A 21,756-nucleotide genomic window follows, 5' to 3' on the forward strand; every position below is an offset into this window, starting at 1 on the left:
GCTCGGTCAGAAGCCGTAAGTTCGATCCGCCCACCGCAGCAGCACGCGGGCGTCGGGGTCGGGCAGACGAACGCGCTGCGTTTTCAGGCCTTCCGCAATCGCCAGGCCGACATCGGGCTCGACCCAATGGCCGTGAGTCATCAGGAAAAACCAGCCGAAGGGCAGGCCGACCTCGCGGTCGACAGCCTCGATCCGGTCCATCAGCAGATGAACCGACGTCTCCGGGGTCATCAACAGACGCTCTTGCGGCGGACGCAGCGGCCGGGGAATGAAGCCGACCTCACGCTCGTCCTTATAGATATAATCCCGGGCATCGAGCGCCCAGTGCGCATAGACCCGCTGCGGCTTGGCGCTCGAGTCCTCCCAGTCCCGAACGAACCTCAGTTCGCGAGGCACGACGTCGAAATAGTCCGGCACCAATTCAAGAAACGGAGTGTCGCGCGTGCCATGCGGCTCGACCTCGCGCAACACACGCCGCTCCAATTCAGGCCGCTTGGCCTCCCGCTTGTCGCGCTCGACGCGTCCGCAGCGGTCCAGGAGGCTGCGGACATGAATGAAGGCGCCGCCGGCGCGGTCGAGCAGGCGGTAGACCGGGCCGGCGAGGCGGTCCGTCTCGGGCAGGGGATCTCGGCGAGGCCAGCCCGGATCGAGCAGCTCCTCTTCGCCCCAGGGCCGATAATCCGGGTTGACGATCGGACCCGCCCGCCCCTCGACCTCGCGGCCAAGGGCGATCTGGACGTAATCGGCAACTCCGGGACCGGTCGGCGCGAAGACGAAGGCGCTGGTGCCGCGCCACTCGGTGATCTCCAGGTCGGTCTCTTTCAGGCGCGTCCAGAGCGCTCGAATTTCGCCGCTGTCCTTAGCGAGCTCGGCCGACATCCACCGCCGCAGCTCGCCGACGCGCGTGCCGTCCGGTCGGATGACCGTCCGGGTATCACGCCAATAGGCGTCGTCGACGTGGGCGAGGCCGAACTCGAAGCCCGGGAAGGCCGCAGCGAGGGCAGGAATGAGGTCGGCGTCGGCCGAGGCGGGATCGAGGGCCGCCAGGACGGCCTCGATCGAGGCGGCATCCGGAAGTCGAAGAGGGGTGACGTTCATCGTAAGTTAACCATAAATCGAAGCCTTCGCTGGGGTTTTATGGGCCTTTCCAGACAACTTGGCGAGAATTCCGAGGCCTTCACACGATGTATCCTGAATGTTATATAAGGATACACAATGCGAGCTAGAGGAGTGCCTGATGGCCTTCCACATCAAGAACCCGGAGACCGACGCGCTGGCCCGCAAGGTGGCGGCGCTGAAAAAAATCGGCCTCACCGAAGCGGTGCACGCGGCACTCGCCCATGAGCTCGAGCGCGAGCAGGGCAAGCCGTCTTTGGTCGACTTGGGCGTCCAATTCTGCCGAGATCTCCGCGCCAGGGGCAATCCGGCGCAGGGCCAGCCGGCCGACAAGGCGTTCCGCGACAGCCTGTATGAGGACACCTGATGTTCATCGACGCCTCGGCGCTGACTGCGCTGCTGACCGACGAGGACGAGGCGCGCGAGCTTTTGGCGCGCCTGCAGCAGACCGGAACGCGTCTGACCTCGCCACTGGCAGTATGGGAGGCGGCGATCGCGGTGGCGCGCGTGCTGAAACTTTCTATCAGCGCCGCCGCGCAGGCGGTCGACGACTATCTCGCGCTGATGGAGATCGCCGTGGTGGCGGTGCCGCCGGAGACGGCACGGATCGCACTCGACGCCTTCGACCGGTTCGGCAAGGGCCGCCATCCGGCGCGGCTCAATTTCGGGGACTGTTTTGCCTATGCCTGCGCTCGGCATCTGGGCCAGCCCTTGATGTTCAAGGGCGGCGATTTTCCGCAGACCGATATCGAGGCCGCCTGAGGCGGCCTCCAGGCCGCCCCTGCGACCGGAAGGGCAGGGGACTTGCTGTTCCGGAAGGGGAAGGCGCCTGAGCATAGCTGGCTCGCGGGTCGATCTGGTGCCCAGATGACGCGCTGTCCGGGCTTCTGGGCCGCCAGAATCGCTGATTTGCGTTCTGACGTCCAACGCTATCGATAAGGGGTAATTATCGATAGTGAGAAGGGTGGGGAAATGAGCATCGCTATGACGGAAGCTATATTCTTGATAGCTTCCGTTTCGTCGATTCCCATTAAGGTTATCAAGATCTTGCCGCCCAGCTACAAAATCCCCGATCCGCTGCCCTGGGCCCAGCTCGTCGGGCCGCTCGCCGCCGCCGAGGATGCCGTGGCCCGCTTCGACGAGCGAGTGGCTAAAAGCCCAATCCGCGACGGGGCAATCAGCCGGACACACTTCACCGATGCCTGCGCCAGTTTGTGGCTGGACGGCGAACTTGTCCACCTCGATGACCTCGTGCTCCACGATGCCGGCATGGACGTCCGCGCTCCCACCCATGAGCTGACTCGCGCCCATGCCGTGCTGCGCGCCCGTCGGCGCATCGCTGAGGCGAAGCCCGAATGGGCGCTGTCGGCTCCGGGGCTCTCCAGCCTCCGCGGACGGGGCGAACGAGAGCAGGAGACGAGCAACCGGAAGGAAGGTGAGGGAGGTTTTGAGATCGACGAGGCCCCCGAGCGGGCGGAGGTGGGTCTCGAATGGCCCCCCGGTGTCCTTGAGACCGATCCCCATCTGGCCGCCGCTTTCGACGCGGTCGACGCAGCGAACGCCAGGGCGGAGCGCAGGCTTGCCGACGAGACTCGGTTTCGGCCGGAGCGGGATTCTCTCATCTACGATTCCGACTGGGATGAGGAGGAACGCCTCGATCACTGGCGCGATGTGGTCGACCAGACTCGCGGCTTGCCGCCGACCCTGGCGGGGGCGATTGCCATCGACGCCTGGGATGAGATCGAACCGCTCGAGCACACGCCTTGGCTCGGCCGCCTGCTCGCCGCGGCATTGTTGAGGGACCGCGGCAAAACGCGATCGCATCTGCCGTGCCTGCATGCTGGGCTGAAAAGCATTCCGCGTGAGCGCCGGCGGCCACGCGACGCCGCAGCGCGTTTGGTCGTGCAACTCGAGGCCATGACGGCCGCCGCCGAGTCTGGCCGCAAGGATCACGACCGCTGGCTGATGACCAGAAACCTGCTCGCCCGAAAACTCGCCGGCCGTCGCGCCACTTCAAAACTGCCGGCTCTCCTCGACTACGTGCTGACAAGGCCGATCGTCTCGGCGGGCATGATCGCGGCGGAACTTGGGATCACTCCCCGTGCTGCCCAAAACCTGGTCGCCGAGCTCGGCCTGCGCGAGGCGACCGGGCGCGGACGCTACCGGGCGTGGGGCGTCCTGTAGAGGCGAAAGTCCGCTGCGAGCGCTCGGCAGAAAGGCCGTCTCGTCCAGATGAAAAAGCCACCAACAAAAATGCCGCGCGGTTGAAATCCAGCGCAGCGGCCGTTTCCAGCGCCCGAGGGTGTGACGGAAACTCCGGTCACGCTCGAGCCGCTGACCAAGGCCTTTATTCGTCCGGCACGCACGCGAGACCAAGGCTTGAAGATTTAGTTTGATCGTACTTGTCGTAGCCAACCTACGATATAAGCAATAAATCGAAACTTGCCCGTCCAGCTGGTGGCACGATACTGTACGGAGCGGCGTCAATCGTCGTTGGTAAGTTCGTCGGGCCACATCTGCGCGCCATGGAGCACGCGCAAGATGTGAACGGTATCGCCGTCGACCAGGTACGCCGCGACATAAGATGTACGCGGAATGACCAACTCGCGCGTCCCAGCGACACGCCCCGGCCGACCGCTATCCGGAAAGTCGAGCAGGCGCCGCGCGGCATTCGCAATCTGTTCGTCGACATGGACCGCGGCACGAGGATTCTCGACCTCGATGTAGCTGAAAATGCCGTCGCGATCGAACAACGCGAAGCGCGACCAGACGAGTTTCACCGTTCCTGCTCCGGCGCTTTTCGAAGCGCAGCGGCACGGCGTTGTGCGAAATGCGCTTCGACCTCGGAATCATCGATATCAGGCCGCGTGTCGGCCAACGCCTGGCGCACCTTCTCACGAAACCAGGTATCGTAAGCTTGGCTGTTGCTCACGAGCTCCAACGGAAGCATCCCTTCATTGGCCGTGCGCGTAAGCAGGATCCGCACGACGTCGGAAACCGTGAGACCCATATTTTCCAGAACCGCAGTGGCCTTTTCCTTCACGTCCGCATCGATGCGGGTTTGGACCAAGGCATTCGAAGCCATAGCGACCTCCTTATTCGGCAGCTAGATGTAATACATTTGAATGACATGCACCAGAGACTATCACGGCTCCGTGAGCCGAGGCTGTGACAGCGGGCAAATGGCCCCGCCTTTCGGCGAGGCCGTTGCCGTGGGCCCTCAATCCCGATTCGGGCGGGACCAGATGAGCTGTAGGCCTTCCTGGCCCTCCACCTCGATCAGGGTGGCATAGATCGGAGCCGGGAAGCTCGGATCGTCCAGCTTGACCGAGAGGTAATCGCGCTCGGTGTCCCTGGCGGTCTTCTGCCACGCCGCTCCCAGCTCGACATTGCCGGCGAAGATGCGGAAGTGCGGTCCCTTGTCGGAGGGATTCTCGACCCGAACCAGCTTGGCTTTGGCATTAAGAGCGAGGGTGCGAACCGTGCCGGAGAAGCCGTTGCCGGTCGAGGTGAAGGTGCCGATGGTCGCCATTGTCGCGTCCTTTCAGTTTTCCGGGCCGCCCATCGCGGCCTCGATGGCTGGCGACAGACCGGAGGCGATCGACCCGCACCCCGAAGGGGCCGGCACGCAGTAGAGGGCAGCCAGGGCACAACTTTCTTGGCTTGCGCGAGGAATGGGCGCGCAGCGGCCAGGGGAAGAAAGTCGTAACCGGCTGTTGCGGGGTTAAGAGCGAGGCGGCGCTCAAGCGACGACGCCCTTCGGTCAGACATGCCAATCGAGGACGGCGTGGGTGCGCCAGAAGAAACGGCCGAGGAACACGACAATGGCGACCATCGAAAACCTTGACCGACGAAACAACCCGATCACCGCTCACCGCACACATCTTTCAATTCCTCAGGCTTGCGGTCGAAGCCGAAACGGGTAGGCGCGCTGCTCTGCCGTCAAGCGGGCCTCGCCGAAAGTGAATCGGGAGGCCGCGAGCGAGATTTGCTCGGCACAGCCACGACCTGTGCAAAGTCGGAACGTCGTCCTCCTCGAACGACTGCGCGCAAGGCCACAATCAGGTGGCGCAACACGAGGAATGAACGGACACTGGCCCTCGAGCGGCCGAGAAAGGCCGCATCTCTGCGCTGAACCACCGGATAGCTAAGGGCCAGCCAGCGCCGGCGCCAATCACGTTATGCGCTCATCATGTATCATGCTGCCTCTTCGACCTCAGCGGCCTTCGGCTGCTGGTCGTGCAGATAGGCGACGGCGCGTTGCGCATGCGCGGCAGCCGAGAAGATAAAGCGCTTCTCACTCGATAAAACTTCCAACCACGATGCGAGGTAGCTTGCATGATCAGGTCGCGGTTCGAGTTCGGGAGAGATCCCTAGATCCGCGCAGAGGAAACAGCTCCCGAGTTCGGCAATCAACTCTTCGCGCGCCCGTTCGCTCCGATCCTTGCTGTAACGGCTGAGATCGCGATTGACGCGGTGAACGGGAGCGGTCCAATGCACGGTCTCATGAGCTCTGACGGCGACATAGGAGGCGGTGTCGCGAAAACTTTCGATCGTCGGCATCTGAATGTGATCGGACGAGGGCGCGTAAAACGCCATCGAGCCGCCATGCCGAACAATCGCGCCGGTATTGGCAAAGAAAGCGTCGGCGCTCGCGTTGCGCTCGATCGTTGATGCGACATCGGCCGGCCGACTGTAATAATGATCGGGCAAGTCATCGATCTGATCGACGCAAAACACGGTATAGGCCTTCAGGAAGGGGACATCGCGTTCGACTTCGTCGCCGTGAGCGTCGGTCTCTGTCTTGGTGAAGCGGCTCGCATAAACCACAGTGCTGCCGGTCTCGCCCTTACGGACATGCGCGCCGAGTTCACTCGCCTGCCTGAACGTCATCCAGATCGGAGAACAGAAGCCGCGCGCGACGGCTTCTGACCAAAGCAGCACGACGTTGATGCCCGTATAGGGCTGGCCGTTGTGTCGCAGCGGTCGCGTGATGTGGCCCGCCATATTCGCGGTGGCCCAAGGTTGAACCCAGGGGCACACGCCGCGTTCGAGCTCAGCGACAATGCGGTCCGTGATGCGGGCGTACAGGTCGCCTCGCACCTTTTCTCCGTTCCTGTTCATTATAATGACCTCCGTTCGGGAGACCGCGCCCATCGCGGCTCCTCACGGGGTCCGCCACTGCCGAGCCCAAGGTCCGCGCACCCGCGGCCGAAGCAACGCGAAGGACGGCGAAGCCGTTGCGCGGGCATAGGGTCCGGCACAGGACCACGGACCGGGAGGAGCCGACGATGGCCCGTAGGGCGGGAAGGCGCCCTTTGTTGCGGCGGCGATACGAAGATGGGCCGGTCTGGCAGACCGGCCCGCGAGGTGGCTGCAGTGGAAGAGGCGCGGGGCCGAGACCCCACGCTAACGGTTAGTCGAACGCCGACATTTGCGCCTTGGCCGCCTTCCGCCCGACGGTGTCGGTCGTGTGGTCGACGGGACGCTCGAAAGGTTTCCAGGTCTCGCCGACGACTTTTTCGTAGGCAGCGACGGCGCCCTCGGCGGCCATGCGAAGCGCGTGAGACTGCACGCCCATGTCGGCGGCGAATTCACGCTTGCGCTGTGCCTGGCTATCGAAGCCGACCGGACCATCGAGGTCCTCGTCGCGGCCGTCGTTGGCGAGCTTGGCGGTCGCATCTCGCGCTTCGGTCACTGCGCGGGTGTAGAACTGGCCGGCGCCGTGCGCAGAGCCGACATAAGCGCCGACGATCCGTTGAAGGTGAATCTGCATTGCGCGTTCACTCAGGCCGTCCTTGAGTGCGTCGGCGGTTTCGATGATGAGCCGCTGATGCAGATCGCGGATGCCGTCGCTGTCCAGGATCGCAAGGCCGAAGCTTTCGGAGATGCGCTGTGCCTGTGCCGCGTCGGGGCAGGCGAGCCGGACCATTTCGAGAGTGGTGCCCTTGCGAAGCGGGATGACACGGGCGCTGGCGCGAGAGGAACGAGCAGGTTTGGTCATGGTGAATTCCTTATCTGGTTTCGCCGTCGGTTCGATCCGGCCCCTGCCGGACCTCCCTTCGGGTGCGGTCGCCCAGCGCCGCCGGGATGAGGGCCGCTTCAAGGTCCGGGGACCGCCAGGCGAGCGAGGTCCGATTGCGAACAAGCAGGGTCCCAGCCTGCTGGGCCCTGCGCCGGACGCGGTCGGGCCTTGCCGAGATCGGCGGTCTCCGGTCGCTTGCGACTCGGCCTTGAAGCGGACCGCCGGCGGCGCAGACCGCAGCAAACCCGAGGGGAGAGCCGACAGGGTGCGGGCCGGGTTGGCGAATGCGGAAAGGTTCGACCCGGCAGACCGCCGGCTTCGCGGCGTGATCGAGACGTTCGTCTGCGCGAGGTCGGCTTCGGCTCCGCTAGGCCACAGCGCCATGCCGCCTCCCTGGACGACAGTCGGCCAGACTGCGACATTCGTCCTTGCGATGTGCGCGCTCCGGGTCGTCACGAGCTTGTCGAGACTCCGGCGCGCACCGAGCCCGCAGCGTCTCGATCGCGGTATCCTGCCGGGCGAGCTTGCGCGAGAGGGCATCGATCTCCGGCTGGCGCGCTGCCGTGATCGCCGCAAGGTTCGAACGGTAGCGTTCGAGGAACGCACTCGGGTCGGGCGGCTTGCCGTGGCGGTATCCGGACCGCTTGCGACCGAGCTGTGGGATCAGCGCCGTCATGCGACGGATGATCTGCCGGTCGATCATGTCGAGCTGGCGCTGCGTCTGGCGGCGCGCCTCCTCCATGCGCGAAAGCTGGGCGAGGCGTTGGGGGGAAGCCGTCATGGCGATGTCCTCCCCTGCCAAGCGATGAAGCTCGACGGCCCGGAATAGACCGGGTGGCGGGTCTCATCGATGAGGAAGCCGAAGCGACCCATTCGGTACTCGTCGGACGGGACCAGGAAGCGCCGCTCCTCGGTGCCTGCGCCACGTCGGCCGCCCGGCGTGGCGACGACTTCGACAAAGCCGGGATGCTGATCCGACGTGATCGCCGACACGACGATCCAGTCGTCGGCGTGCTCGGTCTCGAAGGCGCGCCGATCCTTCTCCCGGGATTCGCCGGGCTGGAGCAGGGTCCCGAAAATCGCCTCCCACGCATCGGGCCAGCTATCCCTAATCGTGCGTTCCGCGCAGCGCCGCTCGTAGCTGGTGAACAGATTCGGGAAAGTGATCGCCACGATCGCCCAGCCCTCGTCCTCCTCGTACCAGCCACCTCGCGCGCGCAGCATCGAATGGACGCTGCGGTTGCGTTCGGCGGAAAGATGAAAGCCGCCATGGCCCGCCGTCGAATGGCAGACGACGCCTTCCGCATAGACGGTCGCGCCCTGAGATGGGCCCCAAGGCGTGCGCGCCGTCGAGGCGATGTCGCGACGGCCGAGCGCACGCGCTTCGCACTGGTGCTCGGCATTCTCCACGATCTTCGCGCGGAAGGCGGCCTCGTCGGCGAGATCGCCGAAATGGCCGTAGAAGTCGGAGAGCTTCCATTCGGCGATCGGCCGGCCGATGCGCCAGCCGGTTGCGAGATAGTGGCGGCCCTCGCGTGCCGGCAGCATGGCGAAGGCGGTGTCGGCAACGCGCGCGGCGAGGAAGCCATCGCCGCTGCGCCCGAACGCAACCTCGGGGAATCCGGAGGTTGAGTCATCGGTGGTGGTGGTGGGGAGGGCGGGCGCGGTCATGCGGCTGTCCTCCCTTCCGCGACGTCGGCCGCGACCGCATCGGCCGTCACGTCGTCCAGAACGGCATTTGGATAGCCGTGGCTCTGCAGCCAGGTTTCGGCATCGGCGCGGCTGCCGGCGAGATAGACCAACTCGGCATCCTCGCCGGGCCGGTCGAGCACGCGGACCGCACCGAGCTTCGGGCGTTCGGTCACGACGAACGCCAGGTCGCTATCGACCGGGAAGGTCCGGTGAACGCGAAGCACCACAACACCACCGCCGCCATAGTCGCCGGCGTGCAGCGTGATGCTCGCACTGATGAAGGTGTTGCCGACGCGGCGTTCGGGCTGTTTGCGGATCAAGCGACCGCCGCTATTGCGGTATTCCCAAGCCGCGAGCTTCTTGCGGTGCCGCTCCGGCGGCCGCGGCGTGCCGTCGAAAAACCGGACGAGCGAGCCGAGCGGGGCGAGGTCGTAAATCAACTGTGCGGACATGACGTCCTCCTGTTCATGGGGGCGAAGCGGAGCCGCCGCCGGATCAACCGGCGGCGGCGTGTTGTTCGGATTGTCGATGCCGGGCGGACTATTCCGCCGCCTCGCGGAACGCCTCGTCGTCGAAGGCCTCGCCATCATCGGTATCGCCGGCCGCCGGGTTCTCGACCCGGTCGTCGGCCTCGTCGTCTTCGGCGACGGCTTTCTTCGCCAGCCACGACAACAAGTCGACCTTGTCGGGAGCGAACAATGCGGCCGGATGCACGAAGCGTCCTTCCCTGAAGTGCTCGACCAGGGCGATGCGGGTGTCCTTCACCTTCTGGCGCGGGAGAACCGGCGTGTCCTTGCACGAGCCTTCGAGCGCGGCGCGCGACAGGCACGACAGGAAATCGTCGGTGCCCATGTTGGGCAGGAAGTTATCTGCGCCGACCACGTCACCGGCGACGCGGGCGACGATGCCGCTGTCGGTGCGGTTCTCCCGGCACGACAGGACTTCCGTGAGGGTTGAGCGCGCCGCGACGCGGAGCGTGTCGATGTCGAGGACGAGCTTGCCATCCTGATCGAATAGCGCCGCGGCATGGCGGGCGAAGCGCCGGTTGCCGTAGTAGGTCCCGCCGCTGCCGGACTCGACCGAGACGTTCTGGCCGGCGAAGGCGAGGATCAACAGCGCCATCAGCGTGTCATCCTCGATCGGCGCGCGGGCCAGCGCCTCGTGCAGCGCGTCCGTTCGGAAGTCGCCGATCATCTCGAGGCCCTTGCGCGTCACGTCGGGACGCGGCTTCGAAACTGTTGCGAACTCATCCGCAGCGTCGCTGTCGGCCGCCGCACCCTTGCCAGTCGCCTTCTTGGCCGCGGGCATGCGGTAATGCACGCTCTGCACCCGGCCGTCACGGTCCAGATACATCGCGGTGCAATCGCTCTTCGAGGCCTTGCCGTAGACGCGCTCTGCCTTCGGCGGCAGCTTGACCTCACCCCAGTTCGTCGTCTCAGCTATGACGCCGCGCTTCGGCAGGTTGTTCGTCATCCATTCCTGCTGGGCGCCGAGGAAGGCCTCGACATCCGTGGTATAGCGGCTGTCCTCATCTGCTGGCGCGAACAGATCCTCTGCCCACTGGATGCCGTAAGCCTGGGCGAGGTCGTCGCCGAAGCTGGCATCACGTGCGTACATGCGGGCCTTGGTCAGAGCCTGCGCCACGCTAAACCACGACACCTGCGGATCGGCCTTCGAGGGCTTGTGCTTCTTCCAGACCTCCTTCTGTTCATCCAGCGAGGCGGAGGCGATGGTGCGGAGCTGCCGCTCGTCGGGCATGTCGCCCTTCGCCATGTGTTCGAGCATGGCGGGCAGCACATTCGCGAGCAGGCGGAGCTTTCTGATCTGCCGCACCGGCAGCGCCAAGGCGACGCCGATGGCCTCCTCGGTCCAGCCGAGCGCGACGAGACGTTCGATCGCGCGCCACTGGTCGACGGGATTGAGCGCTTCGCGGGCGATGTTCTCGATCATCGAGCGCATGGCGCCGTTGTCGTTGGCCGCCTCGTCGACGAGGACGTCGATCTCCTCGAGGCCGGCGGCGATCGCCTGCTTCACGCGGCGATGACCGGCGTTGATGACATAGCCGTTGCCACCGCCAGTCTCGGGCGTGATGACGGGCGGCTGGACGATGCCGACGGCCTTGATCGTCGCCAGCAGGAGGGCGTCAGCCTGCGGCGTCGACTTCGTCTGGCGCATGCGGTCCGGACTCTCCTTCAGCGCACGCGGATCGACCTTGATGAGTTGCATGGGATTTCTCCTGTTCGGGGTTGGTGGACCGCGCCTCGCGGGTCCTTCCTCGTCTTCTTTCCGAAGACATCCTCCGGCCCGCGGAGCGGTCGGGCCGGCACAACAGCGGCCGAGCATCCCTGTCCGGCCGGACAAGCAGGGCTCTTAAGCCCTGCGAAGGACGACGGGCCGGGATCGCGCAGGCGGCGGTTGAGCGTCAGCGTTGCCGGCTTGGCCGATCTGCGAGCGGCTTTCCTTCTTCATCACGCTGCAATGGCGTTCTCGCCGCTCCCCTCCACATCCGTCGCAAGGGCCTTCTCCACCTCCGCCAACTGCCGACGCTTCTCGGTGAGCTCAGCGGCGAAGGCGAAGTCGCCGTCCTCGCGCGCCTGATACGAGGCGAGCCTGCGGCGTGTATCCGCGAGACGTTGGCGATAGCGCTCCCGCTCGCCCTCGAAATCGCCCAACCCATGCTCCAGTCGCGAGATCGCGCCGAGCGGCGTGACCGTGACCGACAGCTCGATCTCGTCTTCAGCGCCGGTGCGGATCAGCGCGGTGCTGTAGCGATAGCCGTCGCGGCCGAAGCGCTCGCCGGAATATTCGAGATCGAAGCCGCCGATCGTGGCGATCACAATCTCGCCCTCCTGCTGAAGCTGCACGAGGGTCAGGATTTCCTTCATCAGCGCGCGGCCGGCCTCCTTGCGCTCGACATAGCGCTTGCCGGCCACGCTCGCGGCGAAGGCGTCAGCGGCCGTCGCAACGCGGCGTTCAATATCCTTGCCGACATCTGCGATCCGCCGCGTGCAGAACTCGATGTCGCGCTCCGCGTCGCGGATCTGCCGGCGGACGGCGTGATGATCATCGATATGCGCCGCGCGGAGACGTTCCAGCCGCGCGATGTCGGCTTCCAGTCCCGCCTTCTGCATCAGCCGTTCGTCGCCGCTGGCGATCGCCTTGGCCATCGCGAACTGGTTGGCCTGACCTTCGCCGAGGTCCTCGAGCCGACGAATCGACGTGTCGCCCGAGAGCGCCGCGGCGATGAAACGGGCCTTGCGCTCGTTGTTCTGCCACATGCTTGCGTCGAGCGACCCCTCGGTGGCATAGGCAAAGATGTCGATGACATCATGCTGATTGCCCTGGCGCTCGATCCGGCCCTCGCGCTGCGCGATCTGCGACGGCAGCCACGGCACGTCGAGATGGTGGAGCGCCTTGAGCCGAAGCTGCGCGTTGACGCCAGTCCCCATCGTGTCGGACGAGCCGATCAGGAAGCGGACCTTGCCGGCGCGCACGTCGCCGAACAGGCGCTGCTTGGCCTCGGACTTCCTGAAGTCCTGCATGAAGGCAATCTCGGACGCCGGCACGCCCATGCGGACAAGCTCGTCTCTGATCCAGCGATAGGCCGAGAAGCCGCGTGTCTTCTCCACGCTGATGGTGCCTAGATCGGAGAAGATCATCTGCGCGGCGCCCGGCAGCTCGTAGAGCTTGCCGTCGGCGCGGACGTAGCTGTTTGCCGATGTTTCCTTCCAGATGCGGAAGGCGTTGGCGACGAGCAGGTTCAGCTTGTTATCCGGCTCGTTGTCGCTACCTGGATCGACCAGACGCAAATCGATTGCGGCATGGCGGCCATCGGTAATGACGGAGAGCAGGATGTCGTCGCCCGGCTCCGGCGGCCGGTCGCGCATCTCGATTGCCTTGATCCGCGCGTCTAGCAGGGACTGGTAGCGCCTGAAAGCCGGGGTTGGCTTTGCGGTCAGGATCTGCCGCTTGCCCGTCGAGATGGCCGGGACCTTCACGTGCTGCCGCAGGTCCTCCGGCGTCACCACGTCGGCGAAGGACCGGAACCTGGCGATCAGCTCGGGGACATTGACGAAGGTCGCAAAGCGTGTGACCGGCTTGTATTTGCCGGACGGCTGAAGCTCGAGCTCGGTCGAGACGTCGCCGAAGGTCGAGGCCCAGGCATCGAACTCGTGCAACCCGCGATCCAAAAGCGCCGCGTAGCCGAGATAACGCTGCACCGAGAACATCTCGCCGAGCGTGTTGGTGATCGGCGTGCCGGAGGCGAGCACCAGCGCTCGGCCGGGGTTCTTTGTCGCGATGAAGCGGGACTTTACATAGAGGTCCCAGGCGCGCTGCGAGCCGTTGGGATCGACGCCCTTCAGCGTCGACATGTTGGTGGCGAAGGACAGCTTGCGGAACTCCTGCGCCTCGTCGACGATGATCTGGTCGACGCCGATCTCGGAGATGGTGAGGAGATCGTCCTTGCGGGTGGCGAGCGCTTCGAGCCGTTCCTTCAATCCCTCCTTCAGCCGCTCGAGCCTTTTGCGCGAGACCCGGTCGTCGCTCTCGACCTTGCTGAGCAGTTGCTCGTAGAGCTCGAGCTCATCCTGGATCATCTGCTGCTCGAACGCGGACGGCACGCCGATGAAGCGGAAGGCGGAATGGGTAATGATGATCGCATCCCAAGTCGCGGTCGCGGCGCGCGACAGGAAGCGATGCCGCTTGTCCTTGGTAAAGTTGGTCTCGTCGGCGACGAGGATGCGCGCGCCCGGATAGAGCGCCAGGAACTCACGCGCGGCCTGCGCCAGGCAGTGGCCGGGAACGACCAGCATGGCCTTGGCAACCAGGCCTAGGCGGCGCTGCTCCATGATGGCAGCCGCCATCGTCATCGTCTTGCCGGCGCCCACGGCATGGGCGAGATAGGTCGCGCCCGAGGCGATGATGCGCCAGATGCCACGCTTCTGATGCTCGTAGAGAACGAATGCGCCCGAGGCGCCCGGCAGCGTCAGGTGCGAGCCGTCGAAGGCGCGCGGCACGATGTTGTTGAAGCGGTCGTTGTAGACCCGCGCCAGGCGATCGGTTCGATCAGGATCGGACCAGATCCAGTTCTGGAAGGCGGTCTTGATCTTGTGCAGCTTCTCCTTCGCCGCATCGGTATCGATGACGTTGAGGACACGGCGCTCGCTGTCGCCATCCTTGATGGTGTCGAAGATTTGGGGCACCGAGGAATTGAGCGCATCGGAGAGAAGCTGGCCGGCGTGCCGCCGCTCGGTGCCCCATTCGGATGTGCCGGCGGCCATCCAGCCGAGCTGGCGGGCTTCCACGGTCCACGACGCCAGTTCCGGCATGTGGTGGATCTTGATCTCCGCACCCATGATCTCGTGGACGAAAGGGACGATATCGGCGGCGGGGATCCACGGCGCGCCGAGCCGCGCGGTGATGTCTGATGGCCGGAGGTCGAGGGGTTGCACCTCCCGCAGGGCCGCCACATTGCGCTCATATTCGGGGTCGAGCGCGGCCGCGGCCTCCGCCGCCGCGAGCTTCGATCGGACCGCGCCTGAAAGATAGGCGTCGGCGGTCTGCCACGACCCATCGGCCGGATCGCGGAAGATGGCGCTGCCGAGCTCGGCGATCACGTCGTCCGCATCGCGATGCAAGAGCTCGGCGATGTGGTCGGGATCGACATGGCCGCGCTCGTTGAGCACGACGGCCAGGGCGTCAGCGGCGCTGGTGATGATCGGCGGCGCCGGCGGCGCGATCACCCGCTCGGTGAAGATCGGGCCCGGCCTCCCCGTGTCGGACTCAAGCTCGTAGTCCTCGATCGACGCGACCAGCCAGCAATCGGGATCATCAAGGAAAGGCTGGAGATTTGGCCGGCGATGGGTCTCGCGGACCTCGCCGGTTTCCGGGTCTTCCGTCGTCGAGACGACGGTCGTGTTGATCGGGCCGAAGGCGCGGACGAAGTTCGACCAGGCGATGCGTAAGCGGACCTGCGCGTCCTTCCACGGTTGGTCGAGCTCCTGGCATTTCAGCACCTCGCCCACCGCATCGCGGATCGGGATCAGCTTCTGGATGATCCGGGCATGCTTTTCCGGAATGCCGTCGGCGCTGCGGCCCTTGCGCACCGCAACAGAGACCGGCTCCCCGTCGAGGATCTGCATCAGGCCATGCCGGTGATCGAGGAGATAGCTGCCCTCGCGCGCCGTGAGGCTCGCGGAGCTATCCGACTTCGCCGGCACGGCCTCATCCTCGCCGTCAGGGTCGATCGCCTCCGGTTCGCCGTCATAGAAGGCGCCCGGAAGGAGGGTGATCGCCTCGGCCAGTACGGGCGCGAGGTCCTCGCCGGCCTTGGTAAGACAGGTGTAGGTCTCTCCGAACGGACCGGAGGTCAGCGCGTGTGCGCCGAGCACAAGCTGGGGATGCCGCGCAAACCAGCGGTTGACGCGAATCGCGCCCTCATCCTCCGTCGCCGGACGCACCTCCTCGAGGTCGAGCCAGGACATGTCGCCCTCCAGCTCGCCGTGCTTGCGCCGGCGGAAGAACAGGATGTCGACCACGACGTCGGTGCCGGCATCGGCGCGGAAGCTGCCTTCCGGCAAGCGGATCGCACCGAGGAGATCGGCATGCTCAGCGATCAGCTCGCGCGCGGAGCCATCCGCCTTATCCATCGTGCCGTGCGAGGTGACGAAGGCGGCGAGGCCGCCCGGCTTCAACAGCTTGATCGCCTTAACGATAAAGTAATCGTGGAGACGCAGACCGAGCGAGCGCAGCGCGCGGTCCGAGCGGACGGTGCGATCGGAGAATGGCGGATTACCGATCGCAAGGTCGAACCGCGCCGGCAGATCGGTGCGCCCGAAATCGCCGGTGACGATCCGCGCCCGCGGCTGCAGCAGCCGGACGATGCGCGCCGTGACGGGATCGAGCTCGATGCCAGTGACGTGCGAGACATGGCGTAGCGGTTCGGGCATCAGTGCCGCAAACAGGCCGGTGCCGATCCCGGGCTCGAGCACACGTCCGCCGCGCCAGCCGAGCCGCAGCAATGCCGCCCAGATCGCCCGCACGATGAACTCCGGCGTGAAATGGGCGTACTGTGTGCAGCGCGCGAGCGAGGCGTAGTCGGCATCACCGACCGCATCCTGCAGGTCGGCGCCGATCGCGTCCCAGCCCTTCGCGAACTCGGTTTCGCCCGGCCGGCGGAAGATGCCATTGGCAAGCTCCGACGCGCCGAAGCCGGTAAAGCGGATCAGTCGCCGCTGCTCGTCAATCGTCGCGGGCCGCTGCTCGGCCTCGACCTGTAAGGCGAGCCGGACCGCCGCAACATTGTCGCGGGCGCGCTGCTTCCAGTTCCTTGCGAGGCCGCGCGTATCAGCAAGGTAGAAATTGTCGCCGCGCTTGCGCGAACCGGCCGGGGAGGGCTGCGTCGACGAGACCGCCGGCCCTGCGGGGACCGACGGCGACGGCGGCGGATCGTGATCATGATCGTCGTCGCCGCCGGGATCGGGGCCGAACGCGGTAACGCCGAGGCCGAGGCCCGATGAAAGGGCGGTGTTGCCGAAGAGGTCGAGGGTGAAAGGATCGTCATGCGCCATTTGGAAATGTCCTTCTGCTGGGCGCGCGCAGCCGTCCGCCGGCGCGGGCTGCGACGGAGGGCATGGGCGCTTGCGGGATCGACGGAGAGCCGGCGCCGGGGCCGGATGCGGAAATGCGAAGCCCGGCGTGTGGCCGGGCTGCTCGCAGGGCGGGAAGGGAAGGGTGAGGCTAGGCCGCGACCGTCTCCGGCAGATGGCGGAGCTGCACCGGCAGCTTGGCCGCGATCTCCGCCTCCGTGAGGTCGTCGAGAAGCTTCAGGACGGTGCCGCGCTGGCCCGCGGAGACGAGCACGGTGCGGCGGCCGCGCATGGGAGCGGGCCAGCGCTCGCCGGCATAGCCGCGATAGTCGTCATGCGTGCTCGACCAGATGTGCTCAAGCCGCTCGTCGCGCGTCATGGCGCGGACCGGCCGCGATTCGCGCTCAATGATCTCTGCTTTCATCCGCTCGGGCGAACCCCGGCCCGACAAATCGCAATAGCCGTGGAACCAGCGCCGCTTTCCATCGATGGCGAGCGTGAAGAAGATGCTGGTGACGCTGCCCGTCATGAATTCGCGCATCGCGAACATGTCGGCGCGCATCCATAGCGGCGGCAGGATCTCGAGCATGTAGTCGTGCTCCCGCTCGTTGATCTCAAACCACTCACCGGCGAAGAGATGCTGGCCTTCACCTTCGGCCATAGCGGGGTCACCACGATGGCGGTTGAACAAGCGGTGCATCTCGTGGCGCGTCGCAACGCCTTCGAAGACTTTGCGGATGCTGGGGGAGGTGTGCATGGGCGGCTCCTCTTGGCCTGGCCGGGCTGACAGCGCGAGCGATCCGCCTGATCCCTTCGTCACTTCAGTCCTTCATCACACCTCCTCGCCGGCCGCATCGAAGGTCCGGCGGGTCAAGGGCCGCGGAACGCGGGCGAAGCTTCACCCTTGACGCGCCGGCCGGGCATGCGGCAGCGCTTCATTCCCATTTCATTTTCCCTCCCTCATTGTTCGATCCCCTCTTCCTTTGCTCAACACCAAGCCGTCAGAAGACCCCACTCATTTGAAGGCCTTGGCGCGGCGCCCCCACGCAGCCGGCGCGTCGCCCTGGCGAGCCGCATCAGTTAGACGTCAGGCGCTCAAATCTTCATTCCAGTCGCCGGCGCACGGCCGCAAACGGGCATAACGTGCACTTGCATCTGCGGCGATGGCACGAATTCGGTCGGCGTAGACCTCGCCTTGCCGATTGTTGTCGGTTGCTGCCACGAGCCAAACATTGGCGCGCTTGGCCAAGCCGCGGATGGCGTCATCGGTCGCGGGCGACCAACCGCCGCCGGTGCTGACATAAAGGGTGTCAGGCCGCAGGACCTCGATTGCGGCGAGGCTCATCGCATCGATGGCCGCCTCCGTGATGCAGATCCGCTCAGACTCCTCCGACCCGAAGCGAAAAAGCTCCTTGCCGCCGTCCGTGGCGAAGCCCCGCCATCCCGGTCCACGCTCCTCCCAACCTGTGAGCACTCCAGCAGAATCGCTATGCGCCGCCCACATGCTGCCTTGGGGGCCCTCTCGCAACCGGTCGCTAGCGACCGCCTGCTTCACGATGTTTGCCGGCAGCCCGCGCTCGCCGGTGAGATAGCGCCAGGCTGGCGAGCCGGGGCGCAGCCCCACGCGATATCCCCATCGCTCCACGATGGACGCAAGGGCCTTGGGCCTTGCCGGGCGCTGCCACCCAGGTGCAGCGGGGACGAAGCCAACCACATCCGCAACACGATCACACGCTTGGACGAAACCGTGGGCACCGAGGTGTTCGGCGAGCAAAAACACGTCCCCTTTCGCCGGCGACAGGGGATCGAACCAGCCGCGGCCCTGGTGGATGACGATGATGATGTTGGTGTCGCGGCGATACTTGATCGCACGGCGGGTACTTTCCTTGAGATCGACCTTCCAGCCGTCTTTCTCCAGCAGGGCTGCGCAGCCAACGTTTTCGCGCAGCTCTTCGATTTCTCTCTTGTCCATTGTTTGCACCGGCGTCGCGCACGCGGCATCCGGCCCCTTCTTCTGTTGGTCTCACCTTGCGGCACATCCCCGAACGGCCGCGAAGCCTGCCGAATGCAAGGGCGCGCGTACAAGCTGTCGAATTCGACAGATAGCTGGGCGCGGCGTAGCTTCCCTTGCAGCCGGCATGGCGCCAGCGGCAGCGGACACCCGGCTCAATGAGCCGGGGACCAAGGATCGTATTCATGGACGATGGCGTCCTGGTCGCCGTCGTATTCGCTGGAGACCATCACACCGAATTCGCTCTCAGCCTGGAAAAGGATGACCGGCACCATCAGCGTGCGGGCCAGATCGAAAGCGTGGTTCTGAGCGAGGGTGAGATCGTGCGACATCGAAAGGCTCCCGTCTTGCGGCGGGGACCATCCCCGCTCGACAGGCGCCGATGTGTTCGGGGGCGGCCGCGGTCACCTCGAGAGGCAAAGCCGAAGAGGTCGCACGCTTGCGTAGCGAACCCCTTGCGGGTTGATCGTGGAAGGCCGCGCCAGAACCAAGGAAAGCCCATTTCGAGAGCGGGGTGTTCCTTCACCGGAAGCTTGGTGTGCCAAAGCGCACATCTTTCTCGCACGGATACCTTTGCCGTTCTGCTCAAATATCGAGAATCACCGTCGTTGTTCTGTACGGAATGAAAACGCGTTTGACCCATGCGGCGACCGCTTCGCGAGGATGTCATTTCCATTCGATGCCTTGAGCTCATAGACATTGACGCGTTGACTGGATTAAAGCCCGTTCCGTGAAGCTGCCTCCGTCCGAAACAGCATCTGCGGCTACTCAGGAGCTTGGGCCGTTTGCGTCAGGGATGGCAGCCCGCAAGGGGGAAGACCCGCCTCCGGGGCTTCAGCTTAGCCAACAGCCCGGCCCGCGTGGGCGACGCACTAAGTCCCAGCTAGACGTGTACTCACAAATTGGTGCACTTCGTTTGAGCTCCGTTCTGCCCTGATAGCGGCGCGTTGGCGCAGCTCACCTTAGGTCCGCCTTGGGCCCAAGTGCCGAAGCAAATTGCGGCTGGTCGAGTGGCCTGCCTTCTTTCAAACGACTGTTCAACTAGGCGCGCTGTGCGGCTCGGTCTGATCTTTCCCCGAGAAAGTGAACGGGTTAAGCGGCTTTTAGCTCCATTTCGATCGCGATTATCCGATGGCAGAATGGAGTCCGTTCGGTTGTAGAAGCCTTCGATGATGGCGAAGATATCGCGCTGAGCCTCGGCGCGGGTGTTCTAGTCGCTATGATGGACGAGCTCGGTCTTCAAGGTATGGAAGAAGCTCTCCATCGGGCGTTGTCGTAGCAATCGACCTTGCGTGTCGGCGTCGGCAAGAGCATCGCGATGGGCACGTGAGGCATACTTGCCGAGATCGAGCTTGGCCTGCTGCTCGCCCTGGAGGCCCTGCTGCGCGAGCGGAACGTCACGCGCGCGGCGTTGCGTCCGAACCTCGGCCGGCCGGCGCTATCGGCTCGGTTGAACCGGCTGCGGCCGGTCTTTGCTGACCCATTGTTCGTGCCCTTACGCCATTCAGCGGTGTGCAGCATCAACGCGTCGCACCAATAGGCGTCGATCGCGCGCGAGCCTACCGCCGAGATCGCCTCTTCCTGCTCACGGGCGAGGTTTCATTGCCGGAACATTCCCAGCAACATTTGGAAACAAAATTTTCACCAATAATAACGATAGCACCGGTCATGAGGTACAACCGGACGGTGAGTTTGCTAAACCACTGGGAGAACCGCCCGAAATTGCACGTGCCTTGGAATGGGAATGGGAATTGGAATGCTCGATGCGCCGCCTTTTGCGAGAGCAAATCGTGCTGTCAAAGGAGGAGATGCGCTGGTCCGTCACACGGAACGACGGATTGCGAACAGGCTGCAATTGGTCAACTGGAGTCTTGTGGCTGGATGTGCGCTGGTGCTCTGCATCGGGCTTGGCGTAACAACCTTCACGCTGGAAGGTCTGATGAAGACGGAGGTCCTCACAGCGCCGGCACTGGCGGTTGCCGGGTTGTGGCTCATGCGGCGGGGCTGGGGCGAGCGGCCGGCGTTCACCATGCTCGCATTTGCGCAGATGGGTTGTTTCGTGATCTTCTCGGGGCCGCTGTCGTATATCGGCTTGGGCGCCGGGATGCCGCTGCAGGACGCGAGATTTGCCGAGCTTGACCGACTGCTCGGCCTGGATTGGGCTGCATATTTCCATTTTGCGATGGCCCGTCCGGAATTGCTGCTCTACGCCAAGTTCTTTTACGCAATGATCCTCGTGCCGGCCTTCGTCGTCCCGGTCGTACTGGGGCTGACGGGGCAATATATCCGTCTGCAGCAGTTCGTGATGGCGTCAACATTGGCGTTGGGCGTGGTGATAGTTGTCTCCTCCCTGCTTCCGGCGATCGGGACCTATTTCGAGCTCGGACTGCCCTCCAACACCGAGCTATTCAACGCGAGCGGATATGGAGCACAGGAGCGCGACATACCGATGCTGCGCGATGGCACGTTGCGAGCTCTCAACCTCGCGAAGCTCCATGGCATCCTCACTTTCCCGAGCTTTCACGCTGCTTCGGCACTTCTCAGCATCTGGAGCTTATGGAGTATTTGGTGGCTGCGTCCTGCCCTGCTGATGCTGAATGCTGGAATGCTGGTCGCGACCCCGCTGGTCGGGGGGCATTACTTCGTGGATGTGATCGCGGGCATATCGGTGGCTACGCTGACGATCCAGGCGTCGAAAGGCCTGACGGCGGTCTTCGTTGCAAGTCCGCTAGCGGTCTCGACGCAGCCGAAATGGGCGCGCCGGGTCCGCTGGTCGCTTTTGCCTCGCCCCCATGTTCGTTCGGACGTGCCGCCGGAACACGTCCCGGCATACGATACGCCTATGAGCGTCGTGCAGCAGCGCGGAGTAGTAGGCTTCGGTCGGCGTTGAACTCGCGGATCCGGTGAAGGCTCCACGCAGCCGCATGTGGATCTCGTCCAGCTTGGGGATAAAGCAGGGCGCGGCTGCCGATAGCTCGAGCCGTTCGGCGGTCCTCCAAGTGAGAGATCGTCGTTGCAGCAAGAATACGGGTGTGGCGTTTTGTCGCGGGTCCCATCTCTCAGTTGGAAACCACCTCGCCGAGGCAAACAAGCGTGACTTGCGCGAACTTGGTTCCGACTCGAAATCACCTTGCCCATTTCGAATAGGACAGATCGTCCGCAGAGCATGCACCGCGCGCCGCCTAGTGTTCATACTCAAATGAAAACTGCTTCGACATTCGAATGGCTCGGAATTGTTGCAACGATTCTAATGCGTTTTTGGGACCTGAGAAAAATCTTGCTCGCAGTTCCGCATCAGTGAGTGCGGATTCCGGGGATTGCGG

At 64.7% G+C, this 21,756-nt stretch carries 19 protein-coding genes; 5 read left to right on the forward strand and 14 right to left on the reverse strand.

The genetic code is table 11. The annotated features are described in order from the left end of the window. Positions 1-6 precede the first annotated feature (6 nt). Positions 7-1,098, reverse strand: a complete 1,092-nt coding sequence (locus FXB38_RS41330; protein ID WP_148756609.1) for a hypothetical protein — start codon at positions 1,096-1,098, stop codon at positions 7-9. Between the two features lie 139 nt (positions 1,099-1,237). On the opposite strand from FXB38_RS41330, the gene FXB38_RS41335 reads away from it, so the two are divergent. From FXB38_RS41335 to FXB38_RS41345, 3 genes are all read left to right on the forward strand, one after another. Continuing rightward, positions 1,238-1,483 (forward strand): type II toxin-antitoxin system VapB family antitoxin, encoded by a 246-nt coding sequence (locus FXB38_RS41335; RefSeq protein WP_148756610.1) that lies wholly within the window; start codon positions 1,238-1,240, stop codon positions 1,481-1,483. Further along, on the forward strand, positions 1,483-1,878 hold the full coding sequence (locus tag FXB38_RS41340; protein ID WP_148756611.1) for a type II toxin-antitoxin system VapC family toxin: 396 nt from the start codon (positions 1,483-1,485) through the stop codon (positions 1,876-1,878). Before FXB38_RS41335 ends, FXB38_RS41340 begins: the two co-directional genes overlap by 1 nt. 222 nt (positions 1,879-2,100) lie before the next feature. Continuing rightward, on the forward strand, positions 2,101-3,300 hold the full coding sequence (locus FXB38_RS41345; protein WP_187435518.1) for an RHE_PE00001 family protein: 1,200 nt from the start codon (positions 2,101-2,103) through the stop codon (positions 3,298-3,300). A 299-nt stretch (positions 3,301-3,599) separates the two neighbouring features. Here the strand turns inward: FXB38_RS41345 and FXB38_RS41350 are convergent, their stop codons facing one another. The 13 genes from FXB38_RS41350 to FXB38_RS43390 all read right to left on the reverse strand — a co-directional run bounded on the left by FXB38_RS41350 (position 3,600) and on the right by FXB38_RS43390 (position 18,765). Continuing rightward, positions 3,600-3,896, reverse strand: a complete 297-nt coding sequence (locus FXB38_RS41350; RefSeq protein WP_148756612.1) for a type II toxin-antitoxin system RelE/ParE family toxin — start codon at positions 3,894-3,896, stop codon at positions 3,600-3,602. Then, positions 3,893-4,201 carry a type II toxin-antitoxin system RelB/DinJ family antitoxin gene (locus tag FXB38_RS41355; RefSeq protein ID WP_085398373.1) on the reverse strand — a complete coding sequence of 103 codons (309 nt, stop codon included), beginning with the start codon at positions 4,199-4,201 and terminating at the stop codon, positions 3,893-3,895. The genes FXB38_RS41350 and FXB38_RS41355 overlap by 4 nt, the downstream gene beginning before the upstream one ends. 135 nt (positions 4,202-4,336) lie before the next feature. Then, a complete protein-coding gene (locus FXB38_RS41360) occupies positions 4,337-4,648 on the reverse strand; it encodes a DUF736 domain-containing protein (protein ID WP_148756613.1) in 312 nt (103 codons plus the stop codon). Between the two features lie 665 nt (positions 4,649-5,313). Next, positions 5,314-6,240: an ArdC family protein gene (locus tag FXB38_RS41365; RefSeq protein WP_148756614.1), complete on the reverse strand. Its 927-nt coding sequence runs from the start codon at positions 6,238-6,240 to the stop codon at positions 5,314-5,316. A gap of 292 nt (positions 6,241-6,532) precedes the next feature. Next, positions 6,533-7,120 (reverse strand): hypothetical protein, encoded by a 588-nt coding sequence (locus FXB38_RS41370; RefSeq protein ID WP_148756615.1) that lies wholly within the window; start codon positions 7,118-7,120, stop codon positions 6,533-6,535. A 388-nt stretch (positions 7,121-7,508) separates the two neighbouring features. Continuing rightward, positions 7,509-7,922, reverse strand: coding sequence for a hypothetical protein (locus FXB38_RS41375; protein ID WP_148756616.1), 414 nt, complete (start codon positions 7,920-7,922; stop codon positions 7,509-7,511). Next, positions 7,919-8,812, reverse strand: coding sequence for a DUF7007 domain-containing protein (locus FXB38_RS41380; RefSeq protein WP_148756617.1), 894 nt, complete (start codon positions 8,810-8,812; stop codon positions 7,919-7,921). Before FXB38_RS41380 ends, FXB38_RS41375 begins: the two co-directional genes overlap by 4 nt. Further along, a complete protein-coding gene (locus tag FXB38_RS41385) occupies positions 8,809-9,285 on the reverse strand; it encodes a hypothetical protein (protein WP_148756618.1) in 477 nt (158 codons plus the stop codon). Before FXB38_RS41385 ends, FXB38_RS41380 begins: the two co-directional genes overlap by 4 nt. A gap of 88 nt (positions 9,286-9,373) precedes the next feature. Continuing rightward, the gene (locus tag FXB38_RS41390; RefSeq protein WP_148756619.1) at positions 9,374-11,059 is read right to left on the reverse strand and encodes a ParB/RepB/Spo0J family partition protein; all 1,686 of its coding nucleotides are present in this window, start codon (positions 11,057-11,059) and stop codon (positions 9,374-9,376) included. Between the two features lie 242 nt (positions 11,060-11,301). Next, positions 11,302-16,404 (reverse strand): N-6 DNA methylase, encoded by a 5,103-nt coding sequence (locus FXB38_RS41395; protein ID WP_148756620.1) that lies wholly within the window; start codon positions 16,402-16,404, stop codon positions 11,302-11,304. A 169-nt stretch (positions 16,405-16,573) separates the two neighbouring features. After that, positions 16,574-17,179 carry a DUF1419 domain-containing protein gene (locus FXB38_RS41400; protein ID WP_148756621.1) on the reverse strand — a complete coding sequence of 202 codons (606 nt, stop codon included), beginning with the start codon at positions 17,177-17,179 and terminating at the stop codon, positions 16,574-16,576. Between the two features lie 330 nt (positions 17,180-17,509). Beyond that, a complete protein-coding gene (locus FXB38_RS41405) occupies positions 17,510-18,394 on the reverse strand; it encodes a DUF3991 and toprim domain-containing protein (RefSeq protein ID WP_148756622.1) in 885 nt (294 codons plus the stop codon). A gap of 194 nt (positions 18,395-18,588) precedes the next feature. Beyond that, entirely contained in the window at positions 18,589-18,765 is a 177-nt protein-coding gene (locus FXB38_RS43390) for a hypothetical protein (RefSeq protein WP_187435516.1), read from the reverse strand. A 1,037-nt stretch (positions 18,766-19,802) separates the two neighbouring features. Here FXB38_RS43390 and FXB38_RS44420 point away from each other — a divergent pair. Further along, positions 19,803-19,973, forward strand: a complete 171-nt coding sequence (locus FXB38_RS44420; protein ID WP_283812825.1) for a LysR family transcriptional regulator — start codon at positions 19,803-19,805, stop codon at positions 19,971-19,973. Positions 19,974-20,189: 216 nt separating this feature from the next. Then, on the forward strand, positions 20,190-21,323 hold the full coding sequence (locus FXB38_RS41415; RefSeq protein WP_187435517.1) for a phosphatase PAP2 family protein: 1,134 nt from the start codon (positions 20,190-20,192) through the stop codon (positions 21,321-21,323). The last annotated feature ends 433 nt before the right edge of the window (positions 21,324-21,756 follow it).

This window comes from Bradyrhizobium cytisi, assembly GCF_008123515.1.
Classification (GTDB): Bacteria; Pseudomonadota; Alphaproteobacteria; order Rhizobiales; family Xanthobacteraceae; genus Bradyrhizobium; species Bradyrhizobium cytisi.